Consider the following 15,346-nt stretch of genomic DNA (forward strand, 5'->3'; position numbering starts at 1 on the left):
GGGGGGGGCATCCCCTGTGGGCGCCCCACCCGCGCCGACCTGCCGCCCTCCGGGCGCCCCCCCCCTCCACCACATCCCACCCCGGCCCCCCCCCCCCCCCCCCCGCCCCCCCCCCCCGCTACTGGCCGCGCTACTGGCCGCGCTACTGGCCGCGCTACTGGACGGCCGTGCCGGACTTGGCCCAGTTGTCGTGCAGCCGGTCGAGGTAGGACTGCGCCTGGGAGCCCACCTTGACCCCCCGGGCGAAGGCCAGCATGTTGCCCGCGCCGGCGTTGTAGCCGAGGGCGAGGAGCTCGTCGTGGTTCAGCGGCGCGCTCGGCCGCGCCGGGAGCTGCCCGGCCAGGTCGTGCAGGTGCCAGGCGGCCGCCTGGACGGCCAGGTCGCGGTCGTCCGGCAGCTCCTCCCACCGGCGGTCGGCGAAGCGGCCGGGTTTGGTGTCGTCGAAGGCGGCGCGGTGCATGTTGGCGATGCCGAACGAGGCTTCGGGCTTGCCGCGCTGCCAGGCCCGTTCGAGCTCGGGGTCGTGCGGTTTGTACGACTCGTTGTAGAGGATCGCCATCAGCAGCTGCGGGTCGACCCCGGCCTCGGCGGCGTACCGGCGCACCGGGGCCGCGTAGTCGGCAGGGTCGTAGCGGCCGGACGGCTTCGGCGGCGCGGTCGAGGCAGGCGCGGACGCGGAGGGCGCGGCGCCGTCCGGGGAGGGGGTGGCCGACGGGGAGGCGTCGGACGACGCCGTGGTGGGGTGGTCGCCGCCGCGGACGATGCCCCACCCGGCCGCGACGAGTACGCCGACGACCAGCCAGCGCCCCCAGCGCGACCCCTGCTGCCCTTCGCTCATCGCTGCCGACCCCTCCCCGTCCGCCCGTGTCCTTGTTCGACCGTCGTACTGCCGATCGTGCCGGTGACCGTGCCCGGTGGCAGGCTACTCGGCCGGCTTCTGCTCGCCGTCGAGGTTGCGCAGGAAGCCCTTGGCCTTCTCGACGCCGGTGTCGATCTGGCCGCTGTACTTGCCGTCCGTGCGGTCGTCGATCACGTCGCCGACCTTGTCCAGGCCCTGCCCGAGCACGTCGCTGTGCTCGCGGGCGAGGTCGGTGGCCTTGTCCGCGAGGTTCTTCAGACTCTCAAACATGGTGACGCTCTGCTCCTCTGACGCGTTCCTGATGGTGTGCCGACGTGGCGGGGGATCATGACCATCCTAACGACGGCCCACCGGGCGCTCGGCCGCTGCCGAAGGACGGCGGATGACTTTGCTGAAATGGATTTGTATGCTCCAGCCCAACTTCTACAGCACTGTAGAAATTGGGAACCGCCACCAGGACGGAACGCGTCCCGGCACGCACAGCGGCGCGCACGCGCCGCGGCAGCCGAAACGAGCGAGGGAAGTGCGCATGGCCGGGCAGCGGGCGAGAACGCCGTACCAGGACGCGGGACCGCGCACCGAGGACCCCGCCCTGCCCGCGCAGCGCTCTCGCGCGGCCGACCGGGCGGAGCCCGCCGGGCCGCCCGCCGCCCGCCCGCCACGGCCCGCGGCCTCGCGCCGCCGGCCGCAGGCCCGCCGGGCCGGCCGGTTGCCGGTGCTGCTCACCGCCGTCGGCCTGCCCGTCCTCGGCGGCGTCGCGGACGAACTCGGCGGGCCCGGCGTCGGCGTGCTCTTCGCGGTCGGTGCGGTCGGTGGGACGGGCGCCGCGGCGGCGCTGTGCAGCCGGGCCGGCCGCTGGTGGGTCGTCACCGCGGCCCCGCTCGTGGTGCTGCTCGGCGCGGCCGGCATCGAGTACCTGGCGAACCGGGACGCGTACCAGGGCAAGCAGCTCGGCACCGGCGCGCTGCGGTGGGTGGTGGGGGCGTTCCCGGTGATGGCGGCGGCGGTGGGGGTCGCGCTGCTGGTCGTCGCGGTCCGCGTCGCGCTCGACCGCCGACGGCCCCGCAGTACGGGCACCCCGGCCGGAAGGAGCCGTCGTGGCTGAACGCGTCGCCCGCCTCCGCCCGCGCGGCCGCGCCCCGCGCCGCGGCGCCGCCCCGCTGACCGTCGCCGGGCGCACCCTCGCCTGCACCGTCTCCGTCGCCGTCCTCGGCGCCAGCGGCTTCACCTGGTACGAGTACCGCAGCCTCGACGACGGCATGACCAAGTCCACCGCGCTGAGCGAGGCCAAGAAGAACGCCCCGCCCCACCTCGACAAGTCCGTCAACCTGCTGCTGATCGGCCTCGACAGCCGCAAGGACATGGACGGCAACGACCTGCCCAAGCAGTTCGTCGAGGACGAACTGCACGCCGGGTCGAGCGAGATCGGCGGTTACAACACCAACGCCCTGATCGTCCTGCACATCCCGGCCAACGGCGGCAAGGTCACCGCGCTGTCCGTCCCGCGCGACGACTACGTGCAGACCGCCGGCGCCGACGGCAAGATGCACAAGATCAAGGAGGCCTACGGCATCGCCAAGGTGGCCGCCGAGCAGAAACTCGCCGGCAAGGGGCTCTCCAAGGCCGACCTGGAACGGCAGAGCCGCGAAGCCGGACGCTCCGCCACCATCCAGACCGTGCAGAGCTTCCTCGACGTCCCGATCGACCACTTCGCCGAGGTCAACCTGATCGGCTTCTACGACATCGCCAAGGCCGTCGAGCCGATCCAGGTCTGCCTCAACCACCCCGTCGACGATCCGATCACCGCCCGCACCGCCGCCCACGAGGGCGGCGGCACCGGCCTCAAGCTCCCCGCCGGCATCAGCTCCCTCAACGCCGCCCAGGCCCTCTCCTTCGTCCGCCAGCGCCACCACCTCGCCAACGGCGACCTCGACCGCACCCACCGGCAGCAGGCGTTCATCTCCTCCGTCGAGTACCGGCTCAAGCAGCAGGGCATCCTCAACGACTTCGGGCAGATGCAGAAGCTGTTCGGGGTGGTGAAGAAGGACGTCGTCATCGACAACGAGTGGAACATCCTCGACTTCGCCCAGCAGGCGCCCAACCTCACCGGCGGGAACGTCGAGTTCAACACCCTGCCGATCACCGGGTTCAAGACCGTCGGCGGCCAGGAGGTCAACACCGTCAACCCGGAGCTGATCAAGAAGATCGTCCGGCAGCTGTTCAACCGCGAGCCGGCGCCCGTCCAGGCCGTCCCCGCGCCCACCGAGACGGCCGCCGAGACCGCCACCCCCTCGCCGTCCGCGGCCTCCCCGACCGCGACCAGGGCCGTCGTGGACGTCAACGCCGCCGCGGGCGCCGGCGCGGCCGCCACCGAGTCCAAGGCCCTCACCGAACTCGGCTACCAGCCGGGGAGGATCGGCGACGCCGCCGCCAGGACCAGGGCCACCACCGTCACCTACGGCGGCGGCGCCAAGGCCGACGCCCAGCAGCTCGCCACCCGCTACGGCGTCACCGCCACCGCGGCCGCCGTCGTCGCCCCCGGCCACATCGTCGTCACCCTCGCCGTCACCCGCACCCCCAGCCCCTCCGCCGCCGCCACCGGGCCGGGCGACGCGGCCACCGACCCCGTCGCCGGCCTCCCCATGCAGGGCCCCGCCGTCAAGGCGGGCGGCATCCCCTGCGTGGACTGACGGGCGGCGGCGGGCGCCGCGCGGCCGCACCCGCGAGGCGGTGGGCGAACCGGCCCGGCGGCCGAACCGGCCGTCACGGGTGGGGAGTCCGGCCCCGGGCGCGCTGGACCAGCAGGCCGACCAGCCACAGCAGGACCGCCGTGGCGCCCACCGCGGCCAGCACGTAGGTCGCGGGCATGTCGTCGTTGGGGTAGTGGTCACCGGCCACGCGGACGGTGGCCGGGTCGTCCGCCGCCGCCTCCAGGGGGACGGTCATCCCGACGTGCGGCTTCTCCACCCGTTTGAGGCCGAGCGCCGACGTGCGGTAGTCGCGATCCCCCACCCGGTAGGTGACGGTGTAGAGCCAGCCGCCCTTGCGCAGGGCCACGGCGCTGACCGTCCCGTCCACCCGCAGCGGCGCGGCGTCGATGCGGCTCGCGGCCCGCCACTGCGCGGACGCGGCGAACAGGCTCCAGCAGAGCACCAGCAGCGAGACCACCGCGCCCGCCAACGGAAGGGACCACACCCGGCGTAACACTGCCTTCATGGCCGGGACGATACCCGCCCCGTGACGCGCTGTCGGCCCAGCGGGAGGAGCGGTTCCGAGGCTGCGTCAATTCTGCTTCCTGGCAAGCCAGTAGAGCAGGGCGGCCAGGCTGGTGGCCGCGCCGAGGAGGCAGACGGCCGTCCAGCCCCAGCGCTCGTAGACGACGGTGGAGCCGATCGCTCCCGCCGCGCAGCCGGCGGAGTAGAGCAGCATGTACCCGGCGGTGAGCCGGCTCTGCGCCTCGGGGCGGACCTGGTACAGCAGGTGCTGGTTGACCACGTGCACGGACTGCAGGCCGTAGTCGATCACCACCATGGCGAGCACCAGCCACCACACCGAGTTCGGCAGCAGGGCCGCCGGGATCCAGGCGGCGAGCATGGCCGACAGACCGATGCCGGCGGTGCGTTCGGCCCGGCCGAGGTCGGCCTGGCGGCCCGCGCGGCCTGCGCCCAGAGCCCCGGCGGCGCCGGCCAGGCCGAACAGCCCGATCTGGGTGTGGCTGAGGCTGAACGGCGGGGCGGCGAGCGGGAGCACCATCGGGGTGAGCAGGACGGTGATGGAGGTGAAGGTGAGCAGCGCGAGGACCGCCCGGGCGCGGAGCACGGGCTCCTCGGCGAAGAGCGTGAACACCGAGCCGATCAGCCGGGGGTAGCTGATCCGTGCGGTCTGCGAGGTCTGAGAGGTCTGCGAGGTCTGCCCGGTCTGCTTGGTCCGCGCCGACGGCTGGTGGCGTTCGGTCGGGAGGACGACCGCGACGGCGAGGGCCATCGCGCCGGTGGCGACGGCGGACACCACGTAGACCGCGCGCCAGCCGGCCAGGTCGCCGATGGTGCCGGCGACGGTGCGGGCGAGCAGGATGCCGACCACGATGCCGCTGGTGACGGTGCCGACCACCCGGCCCCGGTCGGCGGGCGCGGCGAGCGAGGCCGCGTACGCGACGACGACCTGGGCGACCACCGCGAGGACGCCGACGGCGGCCATCGCGGCGAGCATCAGCGGCGCGGAGGGGGCGAGTGCGACGGCGGCGAGGGCGAGCACCGAGAGCCCGAGCTGGGCGGTGGTGAGGGTGCGGCGGTTGACGCGGTCGCCGAGCGGGACGAGCAGCAGCAGGCCGAGCGCGTAGCCCGTCTGGGTGAGGGTGCCGACGAGGCCGATGGTGGCCGGGTCGATGCCGTAGTCCGCGGCGATGAGGTCGAGCAGGGGCTGCGAGTAGTAGACGTTGGCGACGGCGAGGCCGCAGGCGACGGAGAGGAGCCAGGCGGCGGCGGGTGGCAGGCCGCGCGGAGGCGCTTCGGCGGTGGCGGCGGCGGTGGCGCGGGTGGGCGAGGTCATGGGCGGGTCTTCCTGGTGGCGGGCACGACCAACTAGTTTCAAAGTGCTACCACGCCACCCTGGCATACTGTGGTTTCAATAAGCAACCACGTGACTCGCCGATAGGCTGGGCGCCGACCGGTGGAAGGTGGGAGAAGTGCCGAAGCGCACCACGCACGAGGAGTCGACCTGCCCGGTCGCCCGCCCGCTCGACGTCGTCGGCGACGGCTGGACGCTGCTGATCGTCCGCGACGCCTTCGACGGGCTGCGCCGCTTCGGGCAGTTCCAGAAGAACCTGGGCCTCGCCAGGAACATCCTCTCGGCCCGCCTCGCCAACCTGGTCGCCAACGGGGTGTTCGAGCTCGCTCCGGCCGCAGACGGCAGCCCGTACCAGGAGTACGTGCTGACCGAGAAGGGGCGCGCCCTCTTCCCCGTGATCACCGCGCTGCGGCAGTGGGGCGACGAGTGGTTCTTCGCGGAGGGCGAGCCGCGCGCCCGGCTGGTGGAACGCGGGACGGGCGCGCCGATCGAGACGATGGAGGTCCGTACGGCCGACGGCCGGGTGCTGGGGCCCGAGGACGCCGAGGTGCTGCTGCCCTGAGGCGCGCCGCCGTCACCGGGGGGTGGGCGGCCGGTGGCGGCCGGTGGTGCCGGGGAATCGGGCGGATCAGCTGGGGGTGGCGCTCCCGGCCGTCGCGGTCTTCGGGGGTTCGGTGGCCGTCGCCGTGGTGCCGGGGGCGGTGCCGTTGGTGGCGTTCGTCGTGGTGGAGCCGGTCGTGGTCGCCGGGGCCTTGGTGCTCGGCGTCCGGCTCGGCGTCCTGGTGGTGGACGAACCCGTGGACGAGCCGGTCGAGGGGCCTGCGGACGCGGACGAGGTGCCGCTCGTCCTGGTCGTTCCGGTCGGGGCGCCCGAGGAGGTGGACGACGTCGCCGAGGCGGAGCCCGTCCCGGTCGAGGTGCCCGAGGATGTCGCCCCGGATGAGGTCGAACCCGAGGTCGTCGCCGAGCCGGACCCGGAGGTCGCCCCGGAGGACGTGGAGGAGGTCGAGGCCGTGCCCGCCGGCGTGGTGGGCGTCATCTTCCCCGGCGGCGGGATGCCGGGCGCCAGCGGCCCCCCGGGCGGTCCGACGTTCCGGTCGACCACGTCGATCCGCCCGGTCAGCCGGGAGAACCAGCCGCCCGTCTCGATGTTCACCAGGATGATCTCGGTCACCGGGTGCGGCGCGGGCACCACGGCGACCAGCGTGGTCGGGTGGAAGCCGGCCCATGCCTTCCCGGTGTACGTGGCGTCGCTCACCAGCACCGGCGGCTTCAGCGGGTTGCCGCAGGAGCAGCGCACCCGGGGCACGCCCTGGGCGTCCACCAGGACGGCGGTGCCGGCCTGGAGCGCGGACTGGTACTCGACGACGGCGCCGCTCCGGTAGTTGTGGTTGGTGACCCGGGTGTCCACCCGCAGGTAGGCCGAGGTCAGCGAGCGCAGGTAGGACGGGACGTCGGACTGCTGGATGCCCGCGGCGGAGGCCCAGGCGCGGCCGGCGTCCCCGTTGGAGACCATGGCGACCAGACGCTCGGTGTCGCAGCTGGGCTTGGTCATCGTCCCGCCGTACAGCCCGGCGGAGCTGCCCTCGACGCTGTGGATCACCGCCGGGGAGGCGGCCGTGGACCGGCCGCCCGGCCCGGACTGCGGCGCCTGGGCGGACTGCGGTGCCTGCCCGGACTGCGGCGCCTGGGCAGGGGCGGGGGCGCTCACGCCCTGGGTTTCCACCGATGGCGTGAACGGATCCGGCCCCGGGTCGGCCGGGGCCTGGAGGGCCACCTCGTTGGCGACCGGCAGGGTGTCGTGGTGACCGCCACCCTGGCTGTTCACGATCAGCACCGCAGCCACCGCGGCGACCGCCAGCGTGCCGGCGGCCAACGCGAGCCCCCGCCCGGAGCGCCACCACGGCGTGCGCGGCCCCCGACCCTCGCCGGACGGCGGACCCGACGGCCCGGACGACGGCCCGGACGGACCCGACGGCCCGGACGGACCAGGCGGCCCGGACGGGGGGCCGGACGGCCCGGACGGGCCGGATGACCCGGACGGCGGCCCGAACCGGCCGCCGCCCGACGGGGGACCGGCCAGCGGCCCGGACGGGGGGCCGTGGGGCGGCTCGCTCGGCGGCTCGCTCGGAGGGCCGGACGGCGGCGGTTGGGAACTCATCGAGGCTCCGTTTCGCAGGCGGCCGACTGGCGCGCCGACCCGGGAAGCTCCTGCCACTGGCCTCCATTTCCCCCCGGCCCCCCACCCGCCGCAACAGCAGGTGCGGGATCCGTCGCCGAGCGTGCCCGTCACCTGTCGGCCACCCTGGAACGCGAAGCCCGACGCACCGAGGAGGCGCCATGCAGCAGCCCACCACCCGGGTCGCGGGCCCGCCCGGTGCCCTGCGCGGCTGGCTGGACGCGCTCGCCGTGGTGCTGGCCGGGTTCGCCGCCATGGCGGCGGTGGCCGCGCTCGGCCTCTGGCTGGCCGGCGCCGACGACCTCCCGGGCGGCGGCTTCCCGGCCGTGCTGGCCGGGGCGGTGGTGCTGGCCGTCGGTGGAGCCGTCCAACTCGACGGCGGAGCCGGGCAGTTCGCCGCGGTGGACGCCGGGATCAGTGCCATGCCGCTGTCCGTCTCGCTGGCCGGCGCGGTGGTGATGGCCGAGGTGTTCCTGCGTCAGCTGCGGTTCCGCGCGGTGGCCGGCGGCGGTGAACTGCTCGGCCGGATCGCCCGCACGGTGGTGATCTGGCTGGTCGCCCTCGTGCTGCTCACCCTCGGCGCCCGGCACACCTTCGACGTTCCGCTCGGCGGCGACCTGGCGCAGACCATCGGCGGCGTGCTCGGGCTCACCCCGGAGGTCGGCTTCCACGCGGACGCCCCGAGCACCGTCGGCATCGGGCTGGCCTGGCTGCTCGTCGTCCTCGCGGGCACCTTCGCGGTGTCCCGGCGGGCACCGCTGCCGCGCGCCCTGCTGCCCTACCAACTGGCCGTCCGCCCGGCCGCGTTCGCGCTCTGGCTGGTCCTGCTGGCGTACCTGGTGATCGGGCTGGCGGCCGGGGTGCTGACCGCGATCGTGCACGGCAACGCCCGGCAGACCCTGGCCGTGCTGCTGCTCGCCCTGCCCGACCTGGTCTGGCTGGCCTTCGGTGTCGGGCTCGGCGCGCAGTGGCACGGGCGGCTCAGCGGCGCGCTCGGCCTGCCGGTGCCCAGGCCACTCGCCGAGGTGCTGCGGGCGCCGGACGGGCAGCAGGCCACCATCAGCCTGGGCACCCTCGCCGACCAGGACGCGCGCAGTTGGTGGCTACTGCCGCTGGCCGCCGTGCTGCTGCTCGCGGCCGGCTTCCTCGCCGCGTACCGCTCGCCGCGCACCGTCCGGCTCTGGCAGCACGCCGTCCGGTTCGCTCTGGCCGGCGCGGTGACGGTGCTGCTGGTCGGGCTCTGGACCAGGGCGGACGCCGACTACGGGCTGTCGGTGCTCGGCGTCGGCGTCGGCCAGGGCGGCCTCGGCGACCTGATCGGCTCGCTCCTCGGCGGCGCCAACCCGCTGGCCGGCCTCGGCAGCGGCAGCCTCACCCTGAGCCCGGTGCTGTGGACGGCCGTCCCGCTGGCGGCGGGCTGGGGCCTGCTGACCGGCGCGCTGGGCGCCCTGCTGGCCGCCCGCACCGGCCGCCGGGGCGAGGTCTCCAGCGACGACGTGCCCGGCGGCGAGGTCTCGGGCGGCGAAGTGCCGGGGGCGGGGTGACGGCTACCGGGCGGTGCGCGCTCAGAATGCCTCGGCGATGAGGATCGCCGCCGCCGGCAGCGCCTGGGCGAGGGCGCCGCGCCAGACCTTCGGCTCCGAGGCGAAGAGGGTGATCCCGCCGGCGACCATGAACGCGGCGACGTAACTGATCACGGCGCGGCCGGAGGCGGCGTGCCCGGTGTGCAGCAGGACGAGTCCGGCGACCAGGCCGAGCGCCAGGAACAGGTTGTAGAAGCCGACGTTGAAGCGCCACAGCCGGACCTCCGGCGCGTCCGCCGTGCTGCCGGTGAGGAGGAAGCGCACCCGTGGATGGCCGTACAGGAAGCTCTCCAGCGGCCACGCGAGGAGGTGGACCGCGGCGGCGATCACGGCGAAGACCTGGCTCACGGCGTTCATGGCGGTCGGCTTCCTGGGGGGTGATGGCGGATGGCGGTGGGTGGTACGGCGCTCACCACGGCGGCGGGTGGACGACCGGGGCGGCCCACGCGGGCGGCTCGGGCACGACGGCCGCCGCGGCGAGCCCGGGGACGGCCGCCTGGACGACCCGGGTGGGCGGCCCGCTCCCGCTCCACGGTCTTGGTGCGGCGCTGTGGCCGGGCACGACGGTGGTGGCCGCGCGCAGCTCGGCGACGAACTGCAGGCAGCTGGCGTAGCGGCCCTGGGGGGCCTTGGCGAGCGCCCGGGCGACCACCGCCCCGACGGCGGTCGGCAGATCCGGGCGGTGGCCGCGCAGCGTGGGCGGCGGGTCGTTGAGGTGCGCCCACAGCAGTGCCACGTCGCTCTCCCGGCGGAACGGCGGTGCGCCCGCGAGCATCTCGAAGACCACGCAGCCGAGGCCGTACTGGTCGCAGCGCCCGTCCAGCGGCTTGCCGGAGATCTGCTCGGGCGCGGCGTAGTCCAGCGTTCCGACGATCTGGCCGACGCTGGTCAGGCCGCTCAGCGAGAGGGACTTCTTGGTGAGGCCGAAGTCCGCCAGGTACAGGTGCTCGGGGTGCTCGCTGTCCGTCCCGGCGGCGACCAGCACGTTGCCGGGCTTGACGTCCCGGTGGACCAGGTCGTGGTCGTGCGCGGCGTCGAGCGCGGAGGCGATCTGCAGGGCGAGTCGGACGGTCCGCTCGGCCGAGAAGGGGCCTCCCCGGTTCATCAGCCCGCGCAGGTCGCCGCCCTCGACGTAGCGCATCGCGATGAACAGGATGCCGTCGTGCTCGCCGGCCTCGAACACCGGGATGATGTGCGGGTGGTCGATCGCGGCGGCGGCCTCGGACTCGTGCATGAAGCGCTGCCGGAACACCTCGTTGCGGGCCAGTTCGGGGGCGAGCAGTTTGACCGCGACGGTCCGGCCGAGCCGCAGGTCCTTGGCCCGGTACACCACGGCCATGCCGCCGCGGCCGATCTCACGCTCCAGCCGGTAGCCCGCGATCCGGCGCCCGACCATGCCGGCCGGCAGGCCGGGGGCGGACGGCCGGTCGGGGTGGTCGAGCTGGCCGGGCTGATCGATATGGCCCGGGCGGCCGGGGTGGTCCTCGGGCACCCGTTCGGCCGAGGTCACGGCGCGCCCGGCCGGGTGGGGGCGTGCGGACCGGGCGCGGGCCCCGGCGGTGCGGCGGGGGCGGGCGACGGGGCGGGGGGCGGTGTGGGCGACGGCCCCGGCACCGGCCGGTCGGTGGCCGCGTACGTCTGGAGCTGGAGCCCGTCGCAGTAGCACCAGCGGTCGCGCACCGCGTCGAAGACCCAGAGCGCCTCCGCGTCCACGACCAGGCCGATCCGCAGGCCGCGGGTCCGCTCCCGGAAGGCCTCCAGGTCCAGGGTGCCCGCCGCGAGGTCCTCCAGCAGGGCCCGGTAGCGGGCCACCGCGGCCTCGGCCTCCACGAGCGCCGGGCGCGGGTCCGCCGTCCGGGTGGGCGGGCCCCCGGCGGTGGGCGGCGGCTCCGGGAGGGCGACCAGCAGACGGCCGTCGACCCAGGCCGTCCAGCCGTTGGAGCAGAGGATCTGCGCCCAGTCGCCCTGCCGGGCGACCACCCGCACCGGCAGCAGCGCGTCCAGCCGGGTGGCGGGCCGGGCCGGGTCCGGGGCCGCCCAGGTGGCCATCCCGGCCGGCGGGGCGACGTGGGTGGGGCGGAACGCGAACTCGTCCATGGGCGGCTACATTTCCTCCGCCGCGCGAGCCCGCGGCTGCGCGCGGTCATCGCGATGGGACTCGCACCACAGGTCGGTTCCCACTCTACCGGCGGTGGTCGGCCGGGGCCCGGGGCCGCTGTCCAGGACTCAGCGCCGCATGATCGCGGGTTCGTGCCGCCGCAGCAGGACCAGCACCAGCAGCCCGTACGCGACCGAGAGGCCGGGCAGCACCGCGATGTCGAACAGCCAGCCGGCGCGCTCGTGGCGGAACATCGGGTCGGCGGTGATCGCGCTCGGGAAGATGCCGTGCAGCTCGACGGTGCGGGCCATCGCGGCCATGCCCCAGCGGGACGGGATCAGCCAGGCGAACTGCTCCAGCCCGGGCACGCCGTGCAGCTTGAGCATCAGGCCGCTGAAGACGATCTGCACCACCGAGAGGAGCACCAGCAGCGGCATGGTGGCCTCCTCCTTGTCCACGATCGCCGAGACCACCAGACCGAGCATCATCGCCGAGAACGCCAGCAGCGCGACCGCGATGATCAGTTCGGGCAGCTGCGGCATCACCACCCCGGTCGGCACCGCCCAGGAGAGGTCCACCCCGGCCAGGCCGACCACGGTCAGCACGACGGCCTGGGCGGCCGTGACCGTGCCGAGCACCACCACCTTGGAGACCAGGTACGCCGATCTGGACAGTCCGACCACGCGCTCGCGGCGGTAGATCGCCCGTTCCTTGACCACCTCGCGCACCGAGTTGGCGGCGCCGGTCAGCAGGCCGCCGATGCACAGCGTGAGCAGGCAGTTCACGGCGTTGTCCGGGGTGAGCCGGGAGCCGGCCATCACCCGGCACATCAGGCCGATCACGAAGGGCAGCGCCACCATGATGGTCAGGAACAGCCGGTCGGCCGCGAGCACCGCGGTGTACCGGCGCACCAGGGTGCCCAGCTGGGAGAACCAGCCCTGCGGCTTCTCCCAGCCGATCGGGTCCCGCCCGGCCGCCGGTGCCCGCGCCGGCCCCGCCGCCTCCGGTGCTCCCGCCGTCTCCGGTGCTCCCGGTGTCGCGGCCGGTGCCACGGCCGGCGTCAGGGACACCGCCTCGGCGGCGACGTACCGCTCGTACTGCGGGGAGCTGCGGAAGCGGCGCTGCCAGGCCCGATGGTCCTCGTTCTCGAAGGCCTCGAAGGCCTCCGGCCACTCCGCGAAGCCGAAAAACGCCAGCGCCTCGCCCGGCGGGCCGTAGTAGGCCGTCCGGCCGCCGGGGGCGAGCACCAGCAGGCGGTCGCACACGTTCAGGCTCAGCACGCTGTGCGTCACCACGACCACCGTCCGGCCGTCGTCGGCCAGTCCGCGCAGCATGTGCATCACCGAGCGCTCCATGCCCGGATCCAGACCGGAGGTCGGCTCGTCGAGGAACAGCAGCGAGGGCTTGGTGAGCAGCTCCAGCGCGACGCTGACCCGCTTGCGCTGGCCGCCGGAGAGGCTGCCGATCACCTGGTCGGCCCGGCCGGCCAGGCCCAGCTCGTGGACCACCTCGACGACCCGGGCCTCCCGCTCGTGCTTCGCGGTGTCGCCGGGGAAGCGCAGTTCGGCGGCGTAGCCGAGCGCGCGGCGGACGGTGAGCTGGGTGTGCAGGATGTCGTCCTGCGGCACCAGGCCGATCCGGCGGCGCAGTTCGGCGTAGTCGCGGTAGAGGTCGCGCCCGTCGTACAGCACGGTGCCCTCGTCGGCGGGGCGCAGCCCGGTCAGCGCGTTGAGCAGGGTGGACTTGCCGGCGCCGCTCGGGCCGGCCACCGCCAGCAGCGCCTTCTCGGCGAGCGGGAAGCTCACGTCGTCCAGCAGCACCCGGTGGTCGGAGCCGACCCGGACCACCAGGTGCCGCACGTCCAGGGAGATCTCGCCGGTGTCGGTGTACTCGACCAGGTGGTCGTCGGCGAGGCAGAGCGCGGAGTGGCCGATGCCGACGATGTCGGCCGGGCCGACCGCTGCCCGCTGCACCGGGCGGCCGTTGTGGTACGTGCCGTTGTGGCTGTCCAGGTCGACGATCTCGTGCCCGCCGTCGGGCAGTTCGCGCAGTTCGGCGTGGTGGCGGGAGACCACCAGGTCGTCCAGGACCAGGTCGTTGTCGTGCGAGCGGCCGATCCGGACCGTGCGGCCGGGCAGCTGGAGCACCGAGCTGGGGCTGCGGAAGGTGCCGGAGGCCCGCGGGGCGAGCAGGGAGGGCCGCTCGCCGGGGTCGTGGCGGGGCAGGCCGGCGAAGGTCGCGGACGGGCCGTCGGCCGGGTCGCCGAAGCGCAGCCGGGTGCCGGGGCCGATGTCCTCGCGCTCGACCCGGCGGCCCTGGTCGTAGGTGCCGTTGGTGCTGCCGGCGTCCTCCAGCAGCCAGTGCCCGTCGGTGGCCCGCAGCACGGCGTGGTGCCAGGAGACCCGGGGGTCGTCCAGGACGACCTCGCTGGTCGGGTCGCGGCCGAGGCGGTAGGCCAGGGCCGGGTCGATCAGCAGCGACCCGGTGTCGGTGACCAGGACGAGGGGCGGCGCGGTGGGTGCGCCCGGGCGCTCTCCCATGCTGGGCATTCTATCGCCGCAGCAGTCCAGCGGCCTTTCCGGATCCTGGGATTGGACTGGACCACTGTGACGGCGCGGCACTATCGTTCGGCGTGCCCGCTCGCCACCCGCAGAACAATCGGGGACGGAACGCATGAGTAGTTGGCCGGTGTTGCGAAGATCCCGGACTGTCAGGGCCGGCCGCGCCCCAGGAACCGTGCTGCACTGCGGCCTGATGGACACCATGCTGGCGGATCTCGCCGTCTCGGTCGTGCTCTACTTCGACCAGGCGCTGGACGAGGACCGGCTGGCCGCCGGACTGGCCCGCGCGCTCGACCGGGTGCCGGTGTTCGCCGGGCGGCTGCGCACCGGCGGGGGAGGCGCCCTCGAAGCGGTCTGCGACGACTCCGGCGTCCCGCTGGACGTCTACACCGTGGACGGCACGCTCGCCGAGGCGATGGGCCGGGTGACGGCCGCCGGCTCCGAACTGGTCGATCCGGTGGACGCTCCGGCCGCGCGCGGCGGCGGTGTGCCGCTGCTCACCGTCCGGGTCACCCGCACCGGAGACGGCGGGACGGTGCTGGGCTGCTCCTGGCACCACGCGATCGGCGATCTGCACAGCTTCATGCTGCTGCTGCGGATCTGGTCGGCGGCGGTCGAGGACGAGGAGCTGCCGGAGGCCGAACTGGTCGAGGACCAGGATGAGTTGCTGGACCGGGTGCTCCCGGCCGAGGACTGCGGACGGCCCGGCTTCCGGGTGCCCTCGACGGCGCAGGCGCAGCTGCTGGCCCGCGAGGTGTCGGTCGGTCCGCGGGCCAACCGGACCGTCCAGATCTACTTCGGGGACGCCGAAGTCGAGCGGATGCGCGCGGAGTTCAGCGCGACGGCCGGCCGCCGGCTCTCCTCAGGTGACGTGCTCTGCGCCCATGTCGTCAGCGCCATAAGGGAGTTGGACGGCGACAAGGAGGAGCGCTGGCTGACCGTACCGGTCAACGCCCGGCGCTGGCTCGGACTCTCGCCCGCCCTGGTGGGCAACCTGCTGGGCGACGTCCACGTGTCGCACCGGCCCGAGGACGGCCCGGCGGCGCTCGCGGGCGCGCTGCGGGCGGCGGTCGAGGAGTTCCCGGCCGCCCACCTCAACCTGCGTTCCAATCTCGGCTTCCTGGCCTCGCTCGGCCGCTCCCGGCTGCGGGACTGCGTGCCGCTGGGCTTCGACCCGCAGCAGCGCCGGTTCAGTTTCTCGAACTGGAGCCGGTTCGGGGCCTATCGGGTGAGCTTCCAGGGGCACCGGCCGGTGTTCTTCAGCCCGGCCGCCAACTATCCGCTGCCCTGGGTGAGTTGGACGGTCGAGGGGTTCGGCGGCGCCGGATACCTGACCACCGTGGTGCTGCCGGCCCGGCTCGCCGCCCGGGTGCGGGGGGCGGAGGGCCGGGCCGCGCTGCACCGCTTCCGGACGGCGGCGGACGACATGCCCGCGTCGGCCGCCGCCGTCCCGAAGGTGATCTGAGCCGTACCGCGCCGCGTGGGGCGTGACGCGCGGGG

14 protein-coding genes are annotated in these 15,346 nt (G+C 74.7%); 5 read left to right on the forward strand and 9 right to left on the reverse strand.

Going from position 1 to position 15,346, the window contains the following annotated elements; all coding sequences use genetic code 11:
• Nucleotides 1–154 precede the first annotated feature (154 nt).
• Together ABT015_RS32310 and ABT015_RS32315 are read right to left on the reverse strand one after the other, a co-directional pair.
• Nucleotides 155–838, reverse strand: coding sequence for a transglycosylase SLT domain-containing protein (locus tag ABT015_RS32310; RefSeq protein WP_350885510.1), 684 nt, complete (start codon nucleotides 836–838; stop codon nucleotides 155–157).
• A gap of 84 nt (nucleotides 839–922) precedes the next feature.
• Nucleotides 923–1,129, reverse strand: coding sequence for an antitoxin (locus ABT015_RS32315; RefSeq protein WP_280680643.1), 207 nt, complete (start codon nucleotides 1,127–1,129; stop codon nucleotides 923–925).
• A 259-nt stretch (nucleotides 1,130–1,388) separates the two neighbouring features.
• On the opposite strand from ABT015_RS32315, the gene ABT015_RS32320 reads away from it, so the two are divergent.
• Complete coding sequence (locus tag ABT015_RS32320) at nucleotides 1,389–1,964, forward strand: DUF6542 domain-containing protein (RefSeq protein ID WP_350885512.1); 576 nt, start codon at nucleotides 1,389–1,391, stop codon at nucleotides 1,962–1,964.
• On the forward strand, nucleotides 1,957–3,549 hold the full coding sequence (locus ABT015_RS32325; RefSeq protein WP_350885514.1) for an LCP family protein: 1,593 nt from the start codon (nucleotides 1,957–1,959) through the stop codon (nucleotides 3,547–3,549). The genes ABT015_RS32320 and ABT015_RS32325 overlap by 8 nt, the downstream gene beginning before the upstream one ends.
• Nucleotides 3,550–3,622: 73 nt before the next feature.
• On the opposite strand, the gene ABT015_RS32330 is transcribed toward ABT015_RS32325, so the two are convergent.
• Together ABT015_RS32330 and ABT015_RS32335 are read right to left on the reverse strand one after the other, a co-directional pair.
• Complete coding sequence (locus ABT015_RS32330) at nucleotides 3,623–4,075, reverse strand: hypothetical protein (protein ID WP_350885516.1); 453 nt, start codon at nucleotides 4,073–4,075, stop codon at nucleotides 3,623–3,625.
• Between the two features lie 66 nt (nucleotides 4,076–4,141).
• Nucleotides 4,142–5,407, reverse strand: coding sequence for an MFS transporter (locus tag ABT015_RS32335; protein WP_350885518.1), 1,266 nt, complete (start codon nucleotides 5,405–5,407; stop codon nucleotides 4,142–4,144).
• Between the two features lie 136 nt (nucleotides 5,408–5,543).
• On the opposite strand from ABT015_RS32335, the gene ABT015_RS32340 reads away from it, so the two are divergent.
• Entirely contained in the window at nucleotides 5,544–5,987 is a 444-nt protein-coding gene (locus ABT015_RS32340; RefSeq protein WP_350885520.1) for a winged helix-turn-helix transcriptional regulator, read from the forward strand.
• A gap of 66 nt (nucleotides 5,988–6,053) precedes the next feature.
• Here the strand turns inward: ABT015_RS32340 and ABT015_RS32345 are convergent, their stop codons facing one another.
• Nucleotides 6,054–7,301: a DUF6777 domain-containing protein gene (locus ABT015_RS32345; protein ID WP_350885522.1), complete on the reverse strand. Its 1,248-nt coding sequence runs from the start codon at nucleotides 7,299–7,301 to the stop codon at nucleotides 6,054–6,056.
• Between the two features lie 464 nt (nucleotides 7,302–7,765).
• Here ABT015_RS32345 and ABT015_RS32350 point away from each other — a divergent pair, with 464 nt between their 5' ends.
• Nucleotides 7,766–9,148 (forward strand): streptophobe family protein, encoded by a 1,383-nt coding sequence (locus ABT015_RS32350; RefSeq protein ID WP_350885524.1) that lies wholly within the window; start codon nucleotides 7,766–7,768, stop codon nucleotides 9,146–9,148.
• A 21-nt stretch (nucleotides 9,149–9,169) separates the two neighbouring features.
• Here the strand turns inward: ABT015_RS32350 and ABT015_RS32355 are convergent, their stop codons facing one another.
• From ABT015_RS32355 to ABT015_RS32370, 4 genes are all read right to left on the reverse strand, one after another.
• Complete coding sequence (locus tag ABT015_RS32355; RefSeq protein ID WP_350885526.1) at nucleotides 9,170–9,544, reverse strand: DUF1304 family protein; 375 nt, start codon at nucleotides 9,542–9,544, stop codon at nucleotides 9,170–9,172.
• 52 nt (nucleotides 9,545–9,596) lie between these two features.
• Nucleotides 9,597–10,583 carry a serine/threonine-protein kinase gene (locus ABT015_RS32360; RefSeq protein WP_350885609.1) on the reverse strand — a complete coding sequence of 329 codons (987 nt, stop codon included), beginning with the start codon at nucleotides 10,581–10,583 and terminating at the stop codon, nucleotides 9,597–9,599.
• Nucleotides 10,584–10,693: 110 nt separating this feature from the next.
• Nucleotides 10,694–11,284, reverse strand: a complete 591-nt coding sequence (locus ABT015_RS32365) for an SH3 domain-containing protein (protein ID WP_350885528.1) — start codon at nucleotides 11,282–11,284, stop codon at nucleotides 10,694–10,696.
• A 129-nt stretch (nucleotides 11,285–11,413) separates the two neighbouring features.
• Entirely contained in the window at nucleotides 11,414–13,825 is a 2,412-nt protein-coding gene (locus ABT015_RS32370) for an ABC transporter ATP-binding protein/permease (RefSeq protein ID WP_350885530.1), read from the reverse strand.
• Nucleotides 13,826–14,039: 214 nt separating this feature from the next.
• On the opposite strand from ABT015_RS32370, the gene ABT015_RS32375 reads away from it, so the two are divergent.
• Complete coding sequence (locus ABT015_RS32375; protein WP_350885532.1) at nucleotides 14,040–15,311, forward strand: acyltransferase; 1,272 nt, start codon at nucleotides 14,040–14,042, stop codon at nucleotides 15,309–15,311.
• Nucleotides 15,312–15,346 lie beyond the last annotated feature (35 nt).

The organism is Kitasatospora sp. NPDC094016, from assembly GCF_040304045.1.
In the GTDB taxonomy this organism is placed as follows: Bacteria; Actinomycetota; Actinomycetes; order Streptomycetales; family Streptomycetaceae; genus Kitasatospora.